Genomic DNA, 16,341 nt, shown 5'->3' with positions numbered 1-16,341 from the left:
CCGAGCCGGCCCTCGCTGCACGGATGCACCCGCAGCCGTCCGACGCGCGAGCCGGACAGGTCCTCCCATTCGCCCTCACCCCTCCAGCGCTATCGACTCGAAAGGCCTCTGAGATGACCCAAACCGCGAGCAGCAGACCGGTGGCCGACGGCTCCGACAAACGACTGTTCCGGGTGCTCAGCGCCATCGAGCGAGCAGGAAACAAGCTGCCCCATCCGTTCTGGCTCTTCTGGATACTGGCAGCCGTCCTCGCCGTGACGAGCGCGGCACTGGCCGCAGCCCACGTGTCCGTCACGCTGCCTTCGGGCGACGCCGTCGTGGTGAAGAACCTGCTCTCCACCGCTGGGGCCAAGTTCGCGGCTGAGTCCGCCCTGGACAACTTCGCCGGGTTCCCGCCCCTGGCGGTCCTCGTGATGGTTCTGCTCGGCGTCAGTGTCACGCAGCGCAGCGGCCTGCTCACCGCTCTCCTGCGCGTCACGATCGGCCGGATGCCCACGCGCTGGCTGACCTTCTCCATCGCGTTGAGCGCCATGACCGCGCACGTCATGAGTGACTCGGCCTACATCGTGATGATCCCGCTGGGCGCGCTGGCCTATCGGAGCGCGGGTCGCAGCCCTTTGCTGGGCCTGCTGGTCGCCTACGCGTCGACGGCGATCGGGTTCAACGCGAGTCCGCTCGTGACACCGTCCGACGCCATCCGTTCCTCGCTGGCGACCGCGGCCGCGCACACCGTCGACCCTCACTACGTCATCACTCCGGTCGCCACCTACTTCTTCACCGCGGCGTCCTCGGTGTTCCTCGCTGCGGTCATCGCGCTCACCGTCGACCTGTTGCTGGCGAAGCGGCCGGAGTTCACGCCGACACCCGAGGACGAGGCAGCCGCCGACAAGATCTTCAACGCAGGGCACACGGACACCGGTGAACACACCGGCGCCCCGAACACGATCGCGCTGACGGCCGTCGAGAAGCGGGCCATGAAGGTGTCCGCCGCGGTGCTGGTGGTCTACGTCCTGGCAGTGGCCGCGCTGCTGTTGCCGGGATCCCCGTTCCGCGGCGAGGGCGGCAGCATCGTCCAGTCCGTGGTCGTCGCGAACATCGCGGTGTTCATCACGCTGCTGTTCGCGCTCCTCGGGATCGTCTACGGCAGGCAGGTGGGTACGATCCCCACCCTGTCGTCCGTCCCGTCCGTCATGGCGGACGGCATCCGGTCCATCGCCCCGGTGATCGTTCTCTTCTTCGCGGTCTCGCAGTTCCTCGCCTACTTCACCTGGACCGGCATCGGCTCCGTGATCACCGTCGAGGGCGCCGAGCTCCTCAAATCGCTGGACGCGCCCCACCTCGTCCTCCTGCTGGTGCTGGCCGTGGCCATCAGCGGCCTCAACATCATCATCAGCAGCGGCTCGGCCATGTGGTCCATCCTCGCCCCCGTGATCGTCCCCCTGGCGATGTACATCGGGCTCGCCCCGCAGGCCGCCATGGTCGCCTTCGCGATCGGCGACTCGGTGACCAACCCGACCCCGATGAACGCCTGGTTCGTCCTGGCCCTGGGATTCGTCCAGCAGTTCCGCAAGGGCGCCGGCATCGGGACCGTGCTGTCCTTCACGGTCCCCATCGGACTCACCGTGCTCATCTCCTGGTCGGCCTTCTTCGCCCTCTGGTACGCGCTCGGAATCCCCCTCGGACCAGGCGTTCCCATCAGATGAGCCTGTCGGGCCGGCTGCCCTGAGACCTCTGTCGAGCAGCTGGCGCCTGACGGCCGCAGGGCGGTTCTCATCACCTCAGCAGCCCCTGCGCAATCGTGCCTCGGCGGAACCGAGGCCCTCTCGCAAACCAGAACAGAAAGAGAGAACCCCTCACATGGGTAGCATCGCCATCATCGGCGCCGGAAACGTCGGCCAGGCCATCGCCGGCCATATGTCGCTCCAGGGCCACGACGTCCGGCTCTTCGACAGGTGGGGCCACGATCTCGAACCGATCAAGGCCAAGGGCGGCGGCATCGACCTGGTCGGCGAGGTGGAGGGCCACGGCAAGCCGTCCCTGCTCACCACCGACCTGGGAGAAGCCGTCGACGGCGCGCAGGTCGTCGTCGTTGCCGTGCCGGCCTTCGCGCACGCCTTCATCTCGAAGGAGCTCGCGGCGATCCTGGAACCCTCCCAGCTCGTCCTGATCCAGCCCGGGGTACTGGGCAGCGGAGTCGAGCTCGCCCGCATGTTCGCGCTGGCCGGCCGCAAGCGCTGCCTCATCGCGGAAACGCCGACCAGCCTCTACACCTGCCGCCTGCGCGAGCCCGCCCACGTCTACATAGGGGCGATCAAGAACTCCGTCCCCCTGGCCGCCGTACCCAGCACGGACACTCCCGAGGCCCTTGCGATCCTGGGGACATACTTCGGCGAGCGGTATGTGTCGGGCGGGGACGCGCTGTCCGTCGGGCTCCTCAACTGCAACCCCATCTATCACGTGCCGCCGGCGGTGCTGAACTTCAAGACGGTCGAGGATTCCGACTGCCGTCCGCAGCACACCCTCGTGACGCCTCGCATCGCCGAGGTCATCGACGCACTCGACCGCGAGCGCCTCAGCCTGGCGCACGCGCTCGGCGTGGAGGCGACCAGCTTCTGGGACTTCCTCACCAGCGCCTACGGCGTCACCGAAGGCACGTTCGTCGAACGCATCGTGCAGGGCTACGGCCGGCAGGCCTTCCCCGAGCCGGACTCGGTCAATCACCGTTACTTCACCGAGGACATCCCTTTCGGGCTGGTCATCTGGAGCTCGCTGGCCGCCCAGATCGGCCTCTCCATGCCCCTGACCGACTCCTTCATCACCCTGAGCAACGCCCTGTGCGGACGGAACTTCGTCGCCGACGGCAGGACAGCTGAGTCCCTGGGACTCCTCGGCTCCCACGTCGGATCGATCCGAGCAGCCTTCATCGACGGTTCGGTCTGCTGACCCACTGAGAGGGAGCGCAGGGGGGCCTACACCCAGGCCACCGGTTTGTCGTCGAGTAGGCCCAGCCGGTGAGCGTCCAGCAGGATTTCCTTCAGCTTGTCGAACGCGTTCGCCTGGGCCGGAAGGCCGACCCCGTGCGCTCCATGGTCTGGATGAAGCCCTCCACCACCTTGTGGTCGAAGATGTCCGGCCTGAGTTCGCCGGGACGGCTGTGCCGAGCAGCTTTCCCGGGGATTTCACGTTCGGAATCACGGTTGCTTGATTTCCTGGACCGCCAGGCCCGAGGCGGCGGGCGGACATAGTGGAGCGTTACACAGCTGATCAGCTTCGGTTGAGTTCGTTCGAATACGAGAAGTCCACAGCGCCTTTCAGATGTGGGAAGTGAGGCCTGTGACGGGGTCGTGGGAGATCAACGTCGGCATCTCCGCGTCGTACTGGACGGTCTCGGCCGTGAGCAGGGCCCGGCGCTGACTGGCCGTCGCGACCTCGACCAGGAACCGCCGAACGGCGGCCACCCCCGCCCCGTCGAGGACGTCCTCGGGCCAGACGGAGAACTCGATCTCCTCCTCGTCGTAGGGCAGGGCGAAGAACCACACGGCGTCGAAGCGGGCCCGGAAGGAGAAACTCGTTCCCCGGCCTTCCGGCTCGTCCGCCCAGAAGCGGAAGAGGTCGGCGATGGCGGGACGCACGGGATCGAGCTGGGAGTAGGGGTGCTCCACCTCTGTTTCGTCGGCTACCGCACGCAGGTGTTCGAAGGTGGCGATCCACTCGGCGCGGGTCGTCTCGAGCACCCGAATGTCCCTCAGGCTCCCGTCGATGTGGAAGACATCGCACATCCACGGCTCGGGCAGGCACCGAACGCGGGCACGGTGTTCACCGGCGTGGACGTCGTCGTGCCTCACGCCGCCCCGCCCTTCGCGTTCGTTTCTCCCATGGCACCAAGGTACGAGGTGGACGAGGACCAGGGTGTGGACCAAGGGCCACCGTCCGGAGGACCCGCCGGCGACTCTGCCACGTATGCGCGGGAGGTCGCCCGGCCGTATCCACGCCGTGCGGAGAACGCCTCGGGCTGCCGGCGCGGCGGTCCGGCGTGCTCGCTGACGACGTGTACGGGGTCTGGCATGTCGCGGTGACAGGTGGGGGCAGGCACCGGAGATTCGGCGGCGCTCCCACATGCCGTCAAGCGGCGTCTGCGCCGGCAAGGACTGCCCTCGGGTGAGGTGAATGCCCACACCGACGGCCGGATCTCGTCACCACGACGGCATTCGGCCAACACGCCACCCCCTTTCCGTCTTTCGGACAACCGCGCCACCGGTCCGTTCCTCTCACAGCGCGGGCGGAGCAAACGCCTCTCACATGACGGCCCCGGCCCGGACCTCGCGGACGCGCCGTGCCGCCTGCTTCCTTCTCACAGCACCGGAGGACGAGGGAACCATGACCAGAAGACGCACCGCTCGGCTGCGGCGAACGCTGCTCGCCGGCACCACGGCCATCGCCGTGACGGCCGTGACGGCCGGCATCGTGGCCGCGGCGCAGGAGCCCGCGAAGGCCGCGAAGGGCCCCGAACTGAGCCTCGTCGCGGCGACCACTTCGGTGACGCTCACCACCTGGAAGGAGGACCCGGGTGTGTACTTGGACCTCGGCACCTACCTCATCGCCGAGGGGACGCCGCTGGAACTCAAGGTGACCCGCAAGTCCTACAAGGACCCGGTGGCTGTCACCCAGACCGTGTACGAGAGCGGCAAGGCCAAGGCGAAGAAGCTGCCCACGGGCACCGTGAAGGACTTCTCCGGGCTGCCCGGCTTCTCGGAGATCACCGTCACCGACAAAGCCGGCAAGAAGGTCCTCACCCGCAGCGAGAGCTTCTGCCCGAACAACGCCAGCGGCCGGGTGCGGCCCGACGCGCCCTCCACCTCCAAGTATCCGGAGAGCTGCCCCACCAACCCCTTCACCCTCGGCTCCGTGTGGGGCGTCCAGAAGGGCTGGGCGGCCAACACCTACTCGGGCTCCTACAGCGAGCCGGTCCAGCTCCCGGCCGGTACGTACACGGCCAAGGTCGGTGTCGCCAAGAAGTACCGCGACCTGTTCGGCATCGCTGACAAGGCGGCCACGGTCAAGGTGACCGTGGTGGAGCGAAGCGACGAGGGCGAAGAGGGCTCATCCGGGGCGGCGCCGCGCTCCGCGAAGGCCGGCGAGCACGCCGGGCACGGTGCCGGTCACCAGGCGCCGACCGCGCACACCGGTCACGGGCCGGGGCATGCCCCGGGTCCCGCCGAGGCCGCCGCACCGGTGACGAGTGGTGCGGGTCCCTCGTACAACGTGGGCCACGGTCCGCTGAAGGCCGCGCCACCGGCCCTGCCGTGGGCGCTGAAGAAGAAGCAGAACTCCGCACTGTCGCAGCAGGCCAAGGACACCGGCGGCCAGACCGACGGTTCGCGTCAGGCGCCCGCTCTCGAACCGCTGTCGAAGCGGCCCACCGGCAAGGCCTCCGTCCCGGACGTCCCCAAGCCGGACCTGCGCTCGCTGCCGGCCTACGGCATCACGATCGGCGACGGCGACAAGGACATCCCGGGCAAGGACTACCTGGCGTTCAGCGCCAACGTCTGGAACGCCGGCCCGGCGCAGCTCGTGGTGGACGGGTTCCGCTCGCCCGGCAAGGCCAAGATGGACGCCTTCCAGTACTTCTACGACGCCAAGGGCAAGCAGGTCGGCTACACCCCGACCGGCACCATGGAGTGGGACCCGCGCCCGGGGCACGTGCACTGGCACTTCACCGACTTCGCCAGCTACCGGCTGCTGAAGGCCGACAAGAAGGAGGCCGTGCGCAGCGGCAAGGAAGCGTTCTGCCTGGCCAACACCGACGCGATCGACTACACGGTGAAGAACGCCAACTGGCACCCGTACAACACGGACCTGGCCACCGCCTGCGGTGAGGAGAACTCGATCTCCGTCCGCGAGGTGCTGGACGTCGGATCCGGTGACACCTACACCCAGGACCTGCCCGGCCAGTCGTTCGACATCACCGGCGTGCCCAACGGCACCTACTACATCCAGGTGCTGGCCAACCCCGAGAAGCGGCTGAAGGAAACCAACCTCGGCAACAACAGCGCCCTGCGGAAGATCGTGCTCGGCGGCACGCCGGGCAAGCGAACGGTCACCGTGCCGGCGCACGACCTCGTGAACGCCAACTGACCCCGCCGCGCTGACCCGCGAGGATTCGACCGGTGGCCGGGCGGAGGCCCGGCCACCGGTGATGGAGCGGGGCGCGCCTACTGGGCCATCTCGTACGTGCCGGACAGCGCCTCGACCCGCTGCCAGACCCGCTGCGTGCGCGCCTCGTCGACGACCGGCCGCCGGACCGAGGCCAGCGCCCACTCCTGCTGCCGCTCGGTCGCCGAGTCCTTGCCGTGCAGTTCGACGGCGTGCCCGGAGAAGTCCCGTACGAGGACGGCGAAGAGTTCGTCGAGTACGTCCTCGTCGAGTCCGGTCAGGCCGGCCTGCTCCAGGACGAGCTGCCCGTGCACGACGAGCGCGAAGAGCTGGCCGATCGAGAGGACGAGGTCGAGATCGCGGCTCTGCTCCGCGTCGGGAGCGGCCGCGGCGACGAACTCGCAGAGCGCGTCGGCCTGTTCGCGCAGGCGAGCGACGTTGGGCAGATGCGCGTACGCCTCGAAGGCCGGGCGCCAGTCGTGGAAGCGCACCGAGCCCAGGCCCCGGGCCGGTCCCTGCCGGAACAGGAAGTCGTCGTCGGCCGCGTCGAGACGGGTCGGCACACTCGGGTACTCGGCCGGGTCGAGGAGATGGTTGCGCATGAACTTCAGGATCAGCGCGAGGTTGACGTGGACCGTGCCCTCCAGCTTGGGCAGGCCACGGATCTCCACGGCCGCCTGGCTGAAGTAGTTGTCCTTCTCGAAGCCCTTGGCGGCGACGACGTCCCACATCAGGTCGATGACCTTCTCGCCCTCCGTGGTCACCTTCATCTTCGTCATCGGGTTGAAGAGCAGGTAGCGGCGGTCGTCCGGGCCGGCGGAGCGGAAGTAGTCGACAGCGCGGTCGCTGAACAGCTTCATGCCGACGAGCCTGACGTAGGCGTCGGTCAGCTCGCGCCGCACGTGCGGGAAGGCGGTGACGGGGCGGCCGTACAGGACGCGGTTGTGGGCGTGGGTGACGGCCTCGTACATCGCGTGTTCGCAGATGCCGATCGAGGCGGTGCACAGGTTGAACTTGCCGACGTTGACCGTGTTGAGGGCGGCGTCGAAGGCCGCGCGGCCGGTGTGCAGGACGTCATCGGACGTGACGGGATAGTCCTCCAGGCGGAACTCGCTGACGAACTTGGACGAGTCGACGACGTTCTTGACCAGGTGGTAGGCCGGATGACGGCTGTCGGCGGCGAAGAACACGTAGCCGTCGGGGCCCTCGACGTCGGTACGGCGGCCGAAGACGGAGACGAGTCCGGCGGCGTTGCCGTTGCCGATGTAGTACTTGGAGCCGGTGGCGCGGAAGCCGCCGTCGCCGTCGGGCTCGAGCAGCATGTCGGTGGAGTAGATGTCGGCGCCGTGGGCCTTCTCGGACAGGCCGAACGCGAACACCTCTCCCTGCGAGAGGAGTTCCGCGGCGCGGGCACGGGCGGCGGCGTTGTCGCTCTGCCAGACCGGGCCGAGGCCGAGGATGGTGACCTGCCAGGCGTACCAGTAGTCCAGGCCGTAGAAGCCGAGGATCTCGTTGAGCGCGGCGATACGGGCGGTGTCCCACCGCTTGTCCGGCTCCCCCTCCCCAGCGGCGGACGACGGCGTCAGGAAGGCGGCGAACAGGCTCTCCTTCGCGGCGAAGGCGAGGAAGTCACCGAGCCACGCGCGGGTCCGGTAGTCCTCGATCAGCTGCCGCTTCCCGCGCTCCTCGAACCAGTCGACGGTGGCACGCAGCAAGCGGCGTGTCTCGGGGTCGAAGTGCGCGGGGTCGTAGGTGCGCGGGTTGAAGAGCAGTGGGTCAGCCATGGTGAGGATGCCTTTCGGCTGGTGGACGGATGGGAATCGAGAGGTGTGGCGACCGGAGAGGAGGAGCGGTTGTGGCCGGAGAGGAGCAGCGGTTGGGGCCGGTGCGGTGGCGCGGTCAGTGGCCAGGGCCGAACCTGGCCAGGGTGGCGAGCACTTCGTCCAGCCAGCCGATCATCATCCGCTCGTACGCGATGCCGCCGCGCAGTACGACGTGCTGGAGCTCCCGCTCCGCGTCCAGCGGTGCCTCCGCAGCGGCCGCACCGGCTTCGGGCCCGGTGAAGTCCCGCGCCTCGCCTGCCAGATAGTGCGCCAGCCGGTCCCGGTGCGCCTGCCGGTGCCGCTCCACCTCGCGGATCAGGGCGGCCGGGTCGTCGAAGGCGGCACCCCGGATCTTCACCGCCAGGTCGTGGCGGACGCTCTCCGGCTCGATCGGATCGTGCAGCCACGAGGACAGCGCGGCCCGCCCGAGGTCGGCGACGGAGTACTCCTTCTTGTCCGGCCGTCCTTGCTGCGGGACGTCCCGGGCGTCGACCCAGCCGTCGTTCTCCATGCGCTTCAGGACGCGATAGATCTGCTGGTGGGTCGCGGTCCAGAAGTAGCCGATGGACCGTTCGAAACGCCGGGCCAGCTCATAGCCGGACCCCGGCTTCTCCAAGAGCGACACCAGGATCGCGTGTTCGAGCGCCATGACGACGATCGTGCTATGCAACTCGTTGCATAGCAAGCCCCGCTCCTTTCGATGCGACGCGGCTCACGCCCGCACGTGCTCCCCGCCCCGGGCGGCTGACGGCTCTGCTCAGGGGAGGTGCGGGGAGCGGCGGACGGTCAGGACCGCGAAGTCGTCGTGCCGGCTGTCGTGGTCGGTGAAGGCCCGGGCGTCTTCGAACAGGGCCCGGGGGAGCTTGGTGGGGGAGACCCCCAGGTGGCTCGTCAGCCGCTCCTCGACCGGGTAGAACGTGCCGTCGGGCGCGCGGGTCTCGGTGAGTCCGTCCGTGCCCAGCAGCAGCGTCGCACCGGCCGGGAAGTCGAACCAGTCCACGGTCGTGGGCTCGGCGGCCAGCCCCGCGAGACCGAGCGGCACACCGGAGTCCAGCGGCGGTGTGGTCACCTCTGCGTCGTGCATCAACCAGGGCGGGACATGCCCGCAGTTGACGAGCTGCGCCTCGGGGCCGTCGTCGACACCGATGATGAGCGCCGTGACGAACCGTTCGTCGTCGCCGGTCTGTTCGGCGTAGGAGTTGTGGCGGACGACCGCGGTGTCCAGGGCGTCGACGAGAGCCGTGAGCGTGGGCTCGCGGTGCGCCGCCTCGCGGAAGGCGCCGATCACGGCGAACGCCGCCCCCACGGCGGCCAGCCCTTTGCCCTGTACGTCCCCGATCAGCACCCGGGTCCCCCAGGGACAGGCCACGACGTCGTAGATGTCGCCGCCGACAAGACGATCCTCCTGCACGGGTTCGTAGACACCGTTGACCAGAACGTCGTCGGTGACCAGGGGGAGGGGACGCAGGATGTGCCGCTGCATGGCCGCGGCGGTGGAGCGCAGGCGGAGCATCTCGTCCTCACGCCTGATACGCCGCTGGCAGGCGTAGACCGAGGTCGTCCCCAGTGCGAGGGTGAACAGCACCAGCAGTGTCCGGTCGAGCCATCCGCCCCCTTCGTCGTGGCGGAGCAGCACGGTGAGGGTGACGACGAGCGTGGCCCACGCGGAGACGAACCTCGTCTGCCGGACCGTGCACAGGGCCGACGCCGTGCCCGGCAGGAAGACCAGCAGCCCGAGGAGCCACACCGGGGACCGGGACAGGGCGCCGAGGAGCTCGACCAGGGCCGTCACCGCCAGCACGCCGACGACCAGCTCGGCGTTCCCCGGTGGCTCGATGGCCTGCGGGGTGTGAGCAGGCCTTCTCCGGCGGGCGCGGAGCAGGTGGGTACCGGTCATGGGGACTCCCGGGCAGGTGGTCCTCTCTCCGTTCTACAGGCCGTGGCGCGTACCGGCCTTTCGTGTCGGCCGGTGCCGGGGGACGCCGGTCTGCCGGTCGCGGGCGGCGCCAGGGGGTGGGAGCGTCGTTCGACAGACGTACGAATCCGGCCGGGAGACTTCAGACAGCCGGACGAGTCGGCCCCGCGTGGGGGAGTGGTACAAAAAAGACCGCTTCGGCACCCGTACAGGGTTCCTCGACCGTGCGCCCCACCCCTGCGCACGCCTCGACCAGGCCATCCGCCGCGCCCTTGCCGATCACCGCCGATCACGGGGTACTCAGGGCCCCGGCAGCCGCAGAAAGGCCGAAGGGTTGAGTCCACGGACACCGCACGACGACACCCACCCGCACGCCACAGCCTCTGCCGCGGTCGGCACCACAGCCTCTGTCGGAGCCGGCGCCCCGGCACCAGGGCAGCACGTCGTCATCATCGAGGACGACGAGGCCCTGGGCGGTTCGGCCGCCGCGCGCATCAGCCGTTGGGGCAGCACCGCGGACCGCCTGAGCCGCCCCGACGACGACGCCCTGCGCAGACGCCTGCGGGAACCGGCCGACGGCATCGTCATCGTCTCCCGGGACGACATCGTCGCCCTGCGCTACGCGCTGCTGGCCGAGCATCTCAAGCCCGGAGTCCGCCTGGTCGTGACCATCTTCGACCGCACGGTCGCGGACGAGGTCTCCCGGACGGTCCCGAACTGCACGGTGCTGAGCACGACCGACGTCATCGTGCCCAGCCTCCTCGCCAGCTGTCTCGCACCGCGGTACGCCGTGCTCCTGCCGGCCGGCGACGACGTGATCGGGGTCCGCCGCGAGGGCGGGACCACCGTCGTCGAGCGGGTCCCCAGGCGAGCCCTCACCGCCGGCGGGCGCTCCCGGCCGCGCGGCGCCTTCCCCGCCTGGTTCCGCTCGCTCGGCACCTCCGCCAGGGCACTCGTCGCGAGCTTCGCCGCCCTGCTCACGGTCCTCGCCGTGGATGTCACCCTGGGCGTCCTCGTGCTGCACGAGCACTGGCCCGACGCCACCTGGCACGCCGCCCGTACGCTCACCACGATCGGCTCCTCACCGGCCGCCGAGCACGGACCCGGCTGGTACAAGATCTTCTCCGCCGCCTCCATGCTCGTCGCCCTGGTCCTGGCGGCCGTCTTCACCGCCAGTGTGGTCGACCGATTCACCGGGCACCGCATGACGACCGTCCTGGGAGCCCGCTCGATCCCGCGCCGTGGCCATGTCGTCGTGGTCGGCCTGGGGCAGGTCGGCCTGCGTCTGTCGGCCCGGCTGCGCCGCCTCGGGCTGCGCGTCGTCGCCGTGGAGCGCAATCCGCACGCACCCTGTCTGCCCCTGGCCCGTGCCCTCGGCATCCCGGTAGTCCTGGGCCGTGGCGGCGACCGCTTCCTGCTCGAACGCCTCTGTGTCCGGCGGGCCCGCGCGCTGGCGGCCGTCGCCTCCGACGGGCTGGAGAACATCGCCGTCGCGGTCACCACCCGCGCCGTCGCCGCCGACCAGCGCATCGTCCTGCGGGCCGGGGGAGACGAGGTCACCACGGAGTCGCGGTCGCTGTTCCGTATCGGTGCCGTCTGCGACGTCACGCACATCGTCGCCACGTCCGTGGCCCTGTCCGTGCTGGACGCCGCCCCGCTCAGCGTCTTCGTGGCCGACGGCCGGACGTGCGCGCTCTTCCCGGACGACCGGGTCGTGGACCTCGCCGTCTGGGACGCCGACCGCGAACGGGAGCCGTCCCTGGACTGACCCCGCCCGGCGGACGACGCCCACAGGGCCCGGCCACACGCACCCGCCGCCCCCTGTCATTCCCGGCCGGGCAGCGCCTGCTCGAACCAGACGACCTTGCCCGTGCTCACCCTGGTCGCCCCCCAGGCCTCCGCCAGCTGGTCGACAAGGAACAGTCCCCGGCCGCCCTCGTCATTCAGCCTGGCGTGCCGCATCCTCGGCACCTGCGGCGAGTCGTCGCCCACTTCGCAGCGGAGTACGTCCGTGCGCAGCAGGCGCAGGGTGATCGGCCGGGACGCGAAGCGTACGGCGTTCGCCACCACCTCGCTGACCAGCAGTTCGGCCGGTTCCACCATCGCGTCAAGACCCCAGTGGTGCAGTGTCCTCCGCGTCAGCCGGCGTGCCTGCCCCGCGGTCTGCGGCCGTGGAGCCATGTACCAGTACGCCACCGTCTCGGGCCGGATGCCCTCGAACCGGGCCGCGAGCAGGGCGATATCGTCGTCCCGGTCGCGCGTGCCCAGCGTGCCGAGTGCCTGGTCGCACAGCACTTCCAGCGCCAGGGGTTCCGAACCGGCGGTGGCAGCGCGCAGGTGTGCGCACAACCGCTCCACCCCGGACAGCACGTCCGAGTCGCGGGACTCGACGAGCCCGTCCGTGTACAGCAGCAGAGTCGCTCCGGACGGCGCGTGCATCTCGCTGGACTCGAAGACGCCGCTGCCGACGCCGATCGGCGCCCCGGGCGGGATCGGCAGCACCTCCTCCCGGCCGTCCGTGTGGAGGAGCACCGGGGGCGGGTGACCGGCGTTGGCGACCAGCAGCCGATGCAGTACGGGGTCGTACATCGCGTACAGACAGGTCGCCATGTGCTCGCTGCCCAGCCGCTCCGCCTGCTCGTCGAGGTGGTGCAGGACCTCGTCGGGAGGAAGGTCGAGCCCGGCCAGGGTCTGCACGATGGTGCGCAGCTGGCCCATGATGGCGGCCGACGTCATGGAATGGCCCATGACGTCGCCGATCACCAGCGCGACACGGTTGCCGGGCAGGGGGATCGCGTCGTACCAGTCGCCGCCCACCTGGGAGGCCCGCGAGGCGGGCAGGTAACGGCTTGCCAGCCGGACCCCGGTCGGCTGGGGCAGTGCCGGAGGGAGCATCGTGCGCTGCAGTGCGGCGGCGACCGATGTCTCGCGGAGGTAGAGCGCGGCCTTGTCGACGCCGAGTGCGGTGTGGGTGGCGAGCTGGGAGGCGACGAGCAGGTCGTCCGCGGTGAAGTCGGGCCGGTCGGGGCGGCGGACGAGTACGACACTGCCCATGACGTGGCGGCGGCCGTGCAGCGGGGCGATGATCAGCCGCGGTCCGGGTTGCGCCGCTGCGGGAACAGTCACCGGTCCCAGCAACTCGGTCAGGGCGGGAGCGACCCCTGGGGCGTCCCCCGACACGGGCTGCCCGGCTTGCAGCAGCTCGGCCAGCCGCCCGTCGGCGGCCGGGCGTATGACGTCCGCCGGTCGCACGTCCGCCCAGGTCTCTGGGGAGGGAGAGGGCCCATGGGCGGCCGGATCCCTCGGCGGCGCCCGGTCCGTGCTGTGCAGCCGCAGGACGGCGGGGACGCCAGGACCTTCGTCCCCGACCGGCAGCGGATCGGACAGGTGGACGAAGGCCGTGTCGGCGAAGGCGGGCACGGCCGCCCGGCACAGTTCGTGCAACGTCTCGTCGAGATCGATGCCGCGGGCGATCCGGCGCGTCGCCTCGTCGAGGTAGCGGAGCCGGTCGGTCTGCGGCCCGAGGAGCTGAGGCTGACGCGGGGGCGTGACCTGCTCGTTCGCCCTGGCCTCCCTGCCGGGGTGTTCATGAGCTCCCAGGTGTTTCGTCACAGTGTCGCTTCCGTCCGGGTGGGCCCCTGCCGGTGCGGGTGGAGAGGGAGCCGTCAGCCGTGCCGCCTGCAGCGCAGGAAGATCTGCACCTCGGGCGGTACGTCGGCGCTCGCGGGCGCGTAGGTGTAGGAGGCCTCCTCGGCGATCTCGAAGCCGCTCGCCTCGACGACCTCCCTCAGCTCGTCCCGCAGGTACCCGGACACCCGGATGGTCTTTCCGAGGAACGGGATCGAGAAGTCGTCCACGTCGGCCTCCACCATCGACAGCACGAACATGCCGTCCGGCACGAGTAGCCGGTGGACGGTCCGCAGCGCGAGGGGGATCTCGGCGCGCGGCAGCATGAGCAGGGAGAAGAAGGCGGCCACCGCGTCGAACCGGCCGAGGTCGCAGGGTCCTCCCGGCCGCAGGTCAGCGATGTCCACCTGGTGGAAGGTGCCGTCGGGCACATGCTCGCGGGCAAGGGCGACCATTCCGCCCGACAGGTCGACGCCGACGACCTCGAAGCCCGCCTCCGCCAGTTGCCGGGCGGTCGGGAGCCCGGTGCCGCATCCCAGGTCCAGCACGCGGGACCCGGCCGGCAGGGTGTCCATGAGCCACTCGGCGGCCGCGACCTGCCCTTCCTTGTGCGGGAAGGCCTCGTCGTAGTGGACGCCGATGGCGTCGAAAGCCTCGGCCTGGCCGGTGCGGTCAGGCAGTGCGTCCTCGTGGCCCAGTTTGCCGGGAGGGCTGCTGCTCACAGGCGTTCCCCCTTGCCCATCCCGCGTAATTTTTCCATATATCCTCCCCCGTCGGGTCCGGTCGGCATCCCGCATGCGCTCGGTGTCCCTTGCGCAGCGCAATGTAGTGGGCGGCCCTGAACCGCCGTGGGCGATCCGGCGGCGGCTCAGGTGGAGGACGGGGCCTTGTGAGACGGCCGTGCGGGGGTGGTCAGACGGCCGTGCGGGAGTGGTCCAGCGTCCGGCCGCGGTCGCGGCGATGAGGTCATCTCGTGGAGCCCTGCCCCTGGTTCCCTCTCAGCTCTCGACGAGTGTCAAGGCCGCCCTGGGGATCTGGTCGAATCGGACCCTCGATGGCAATCGATACGGCGTATCGTACGATGACCCGTATGCCTCGGCACTCACCTTCACTGGACCGTGCGACCCCGGACCGCATCGCCGAAACCGCCCTCGTCCTGATCGACGAGGGGGGCCCTGAGGCGTTGACGTTCCGTGCGCTGGCGGCGCGACTGGAGATCTCCCTCGCCTCGCTCCAGCGCCGGTGCACCGACCTGGCAGGACTGCTGGACCTGTGCATCGACCATCTGGCCGCCCGGCTGCCCGAGGTCGGCTCGGACACCGACTGGGCCGCCGCCACCGAGACCCGGTTCACCGCCCTCTACCGGCTGCTGGCGGCCCATCCGGGACTGCTCGCCCTGCGCGGCACACGGCCCTGGCTCGGCCCTCATCTGCTGGCCCGGCTGGTCGAGCCGCAGCTCGCCGACAGCCTCGCTGCCGGAATGACTGCCGAGGAGGCGATCACCGCGTACCGGCGGATGTATCTGCTCACCCTCGGCAGCGCGGGCTTCGTCGACCACCGGGACACCAAGGCCGCCCAGGCGGCCACCCGCACCGCGCTGGCCACGCTCGATCCGGAGCGGTTCCCCGTGCTGAGCGGCAACCTCGCCGCGATCGTGCCCGCGGTCACCGACCACGAGGTCTACTACGGCGCGCTGCGCCAGCTCATCGCCGCCGCCATCGCCTCGCCCTCCGTCCACGAACAGCAAGGAACCCGACCATGAGCACCACCGTTCCCACGGCTCGCGTCTTCAGCAGCGACAACGTCGCCGGGGCCTCACCGGAGATCGTCGACGCCGTGAGCCGCGCGGCCTCCGGCCAGGCACTCCCGTACGGCGCCGACACCGTCACCGGCGATGTCCGGCGCCGCCTGTGCGAGGTCTTCGAGCGTGACGTCGACGTGCTGCTCGTCTCCACCGGGTCCGCCGCCAACGCCCTGAGCCTGGCCGCGCTGACCCCGCCCTGGGGCAGCGTGCTGTGCCACCGCGAGAGCCACATCAACAACGACGAGTGCGGGGCGCCCGAGTTCTACACGGCGGGCGCCAAGCTCGTCCCGCTCGGGGGTCATGACGCGAAGCTCGACCCCGCCGAACTGCGGGCGGCGGTACGCCACAAGGCCGGAGACGTGCACAGCGTGGAACCCTCGGTGGTGAGCATCACGCAGGCCACCGAGACCGGATCCGTGTACACCCTCGACGAGACACACACCCTCGGTCGGATCGCCAAGGAGGCGGGCCTGCGTCTGCACATGGACGGTGCCCGCTTCGCCGGAGCCGTCGCCGCTCTCGGCTGCAGCCCGGCCGAGACGACCTGGCGGGCGGGGGTCGACCTGCTCTCCTTCGGCGCGACGAAGAACGGCACGATGACCGCCGACGCGATCGTCGTCTTCGACCGCTCCCTCACCGCCGAACTCGCCTTCCGCGCCAAGCGCGCCGGCCAGCTCGCCTCCAAGATGCGCTTTCACGCCGCCCAGTTGGAGGCCTACCTGACCGACGAGCTGTGGCTGCGCAACGCGAGCCACGCGAACACGATGGCCGCGCGGCTCCAGGAGGGGCTGAAGGCGATACCCGAGGTCGGTCTGCTCGGGGCGGCCGACGCCAACATTCTCTTCTGCCGACTCCCGCAGCGGACCATCGACGGTCTGCTGGCCGACGGATACGCCTTCTACCACGACCGCTGGGAGCCGGGTGTCGTCCGCTTCGTGACCTCCTTCGCGACCACCGAGCAGGACGTCGACCACCTCGTCCGGGCCGTCGGCCGCCACCTCGCCTGACCGAGGGGGCGA

The 16,341-nt window shown here is 70.2% G+C and carries 12 protein-coding genes; 6 read left to right on the top strand and 6 right to left on the bottom strand.

Annotation, left to right across the window (positions count from 1 at the left end; translation table 11 throughout):
* The first annotated feature begins 113 nt into the window (after nucleotides 1–113).
* Nucleotides 114–1,703, top strand: coding sequence for an AbgT family transporter (locus ACIBK5_RS26035; protein WP_399022965.1), 1,590 nt, complete (start codon nucleotides 114–116; stop codon nucleotides 1,701–1,703).
* Nucleotides 1,704–1,857: 154 nt separating this feature from the next.
* The gene (locus ACIBK5_RS26030) at nucleotides 1,858–2,943 is read left to right on the top strand and encodes an NAD/NADP octopine/nopaline dehydrogenase family protein (RefSeq protein ID WP_399022963.1); all 1,086 of its coding nucleotides are present in this window, start codon (nucleotides 1,858–1,860) and stop codon (nucleotides 2,941–2,943) included.
* Nucleotides 2,944–3,311: 368 nt separating this feature from the next.
* Here the strand turns inward: ACIBK5_RS26030 and ACIBK5_RS26025 are convergent, their stop codons facing one another.
* Nucleotides 3,312–3,845, bottom strand: a complete 534-nt coding sequence (locus ACIBK5_RS26025; protein ID WP_399022961.1) for a hypothetical protein — start codon at nucleotides 3,843–3,845, stop codon at nucleotides 3,312–3,314.
* 532 nt (nucleotides 3,846–4,377) lie between these two features.
* Between ACIBK5_RS26025 and ACIBK5_RS26020 the strand changes: the two genes are divergently transcribed.
* Complete coding sequence (locus tag ACIBK5_RS26020) at nucleotides 4,378–6,135, top strand: lysyl oxidase family protein (RefSeq protein ID WP_399022959.1); 1,758 nt, start codon at nucleotides 4,378–4,380, stop codon at nucleotides 6,133–6,135.
* A 77-nt stretch (nucleotides 6,136–6,212) separates the two neighbouring features.
* Here the strand turns inward: ACIBK5_RS26020 and ACIBK5_RS26015 are convergent, their stop codons facing one another.
* From ACIBK5_RS26015 to ACIBK5_RS26005, 3 genes are all read right to left on the bottom strand, one after another.
* The gene (locus ACIBK5_RS26015; protein ID WP_399022958.1) at nucleotides 6,213–7,937 is read right to left on the bottom strand and encodes an acyl-CoA dehydrogenase family protein; all 1,725 of its coding nucleotides are present in this window, start codon (nucleotides 7,935–7,937) and stop codon (nucleotides 6,213–6,215) included.
* Between the two features lie 115 nt (nucleotides 7,938–8,052).
* Nucleotides 8,053–8,625 carry a PadR family transcriptional regulator gene (locus ACIBK5_RS26010; RefSeq protein ID WP_399022956.1) on the bottom strand — a complete coding sequence of 191 codons (573 nt, stop codon included), beginning with the start codon at nucleotides 8,623–8,625 and terminating at the stop codon, nucleotides 8,053–8,055.
* Between the two features lie 108 nt (nucleotides 8,626–8,733).
* A complete protein-coding gene (locus ACIBK5_RS26005; RefSeq protein WP_399022954.1) occupies nucleotides 8,734–9,873 on the bottom strand; it encodes a PP2C family protein-serine/threonine phosphatase in 1,140 nt (379 codons plus the stop codon).
* A 352-nt stretch (nucleotides 9,874–10,225) separates the two neighbouring features.
* Between ACIBK5_RS26005 and ACIBK5_RS26000 the strand changes: the two genes are divergently transcribed.
* Nucleotides 10,226–11,659, top strand: coding sequence for an NAD-binding protein (locus ACIBK5_RS26000; protein ID WP_399022952.1), 1,434 nt, complete (start codon nucleotides 10,226–10,228; stop codon nucleotides 11,657–11,659).
* Between the two features lie 56 nt (nucleotides 11,660–11,715).
* Here ACIBK5_RS26000 and ACIBK5_RS25995 read toward each other — a convergent pair whose 3' ends face one another.
* Nucleotides 11,716–13,503 carry a SpoIIE family protein phosphatase gene (locus ACIBK5_RS25995; RefSeq protein ID WP_399022950.1) on the bottom strand — a complete coding sequence of 596 codons (1,788 nt, stop codon included), beginning with the start codon at nucleotides 13,501–13,503 and terminating at the stop codon, nucleotides 11,716–11,718.
* Nucleotides 13,504–13,556: 53 nt separating this feature from the next.
* Entirely contained in the window at nucleotides 13,557–14,240 is a 684-nt protein-coding gene (locus ACIBK5_RS25990) for a class I SAM-dependent DNA methyltransferase (RefSeq protein WP_399022948.1), read from the bottom strand.
* A 368-nt stretch (nucleotides 14,241–14,608) separates the two neighbouring features.
* On the opposite strand from ACIBK5_RS25990, the gene ACIBK5_RS25985 reads away from it, so the two are divergent.
* The gene (locus ACIBK5_RS25985) at nucleotides 14,609–15,280 is read left to right on the top strand and encodes a TetR/AcrR family transcriptional regulator (protein ID WP_399022946.1); all 672 of its coding nucleotides are present in this window, start codon (nucleotides 14,609–14,611) and stop codon (nucleotides 15,278–15,280) included.
* Nucleotides 15,277–16,329: a threonine aldolase family protein gene (locus tag ACIBK5_RS25980; protein WP_399022945.1), complete on the top strand. Its 1,053-nt coding sequence runs from the start codon at nucleotides 15,277–15,279 to the stop codon at nucleotides 16,327–16,329. The genes ACIBK5_RS25985 and ACIBK5_RS25980 overlap by 4 nt, the downstream gene beginning before the upstream one ends.
* Nucleotides 16,330–16,341: the final 12 nt, after the last annotated feature.

Source organism: Streptomyces sp. NPDC050546 (assembly GCF_044457425.1).
Lineage (GTDB): Bacteria > Actinomycetota > Actinomycetes > Streptomycetales > Streptomycetaceae > Streptomyces.
Note: the sequence above shows the minus strand (reverse complement) of the source record. Positions and strands in the feature narration are given on the sequence as shown.

Coding starts and splice junctions, on each gene's coding strand:
- ACIBK5_RS26035 (WP_399022965.1), top strand. CDS start 114: ATGACCCAAACCGCGAGCAGCAGACCGGTGGCCGACGGCTCCGACAAA.
- ACIBK5_RS26030 (WP_399022963.1), top strand. CDS start 1,858: ATGGGTAGCATCGCCATCATCGGCGCCGGAAACGTCGGCCAGGCCATC.
- ACIBK5_RS26020 (WP_399022959.1), top strand. CDS start 4,378: ATGACCAGAAGACGCACCGCTCGGCTGCGGCGAACGCTGCTCGCCGGC.
- ACIBK5_RS26015 (WP_399022958.1), bottom strand. CDS start 7,937: ATGGCTGACCCACTGCTCTTCAACCCGCGCACCTACGACCCCGCGCAC.
- ACIBK5_RS26010 (WP_399022956.1), bottom strand. CDS start 8,625: ATGGCGCTCGAACACGCGATCCTGGTGTCGCTCTTGGAGAAGCCGGGG.
- ACIBK5_RS26005 (WP_399022954.1), bottom strand. CDS start 9,873: ATGACCGGTACCCACCTGCTCCGCGCCCGCCGGAGAAGGCCTGCTCAC.
- ACIBK5_RS25985 (WP_399022946.1), top strand. CDS start 14,609: ATGCCTCGGCACTCACCTTCACTGGACCGTGCGACCCCGGACCGCATC.
- ACIBK5_RS25980 (WP_399022945.1), top strand. CDS start 15,277: ATGAGCACCACCGTTCCCACGGCTCGCGTCTTCAGCAGCGACAACGTC.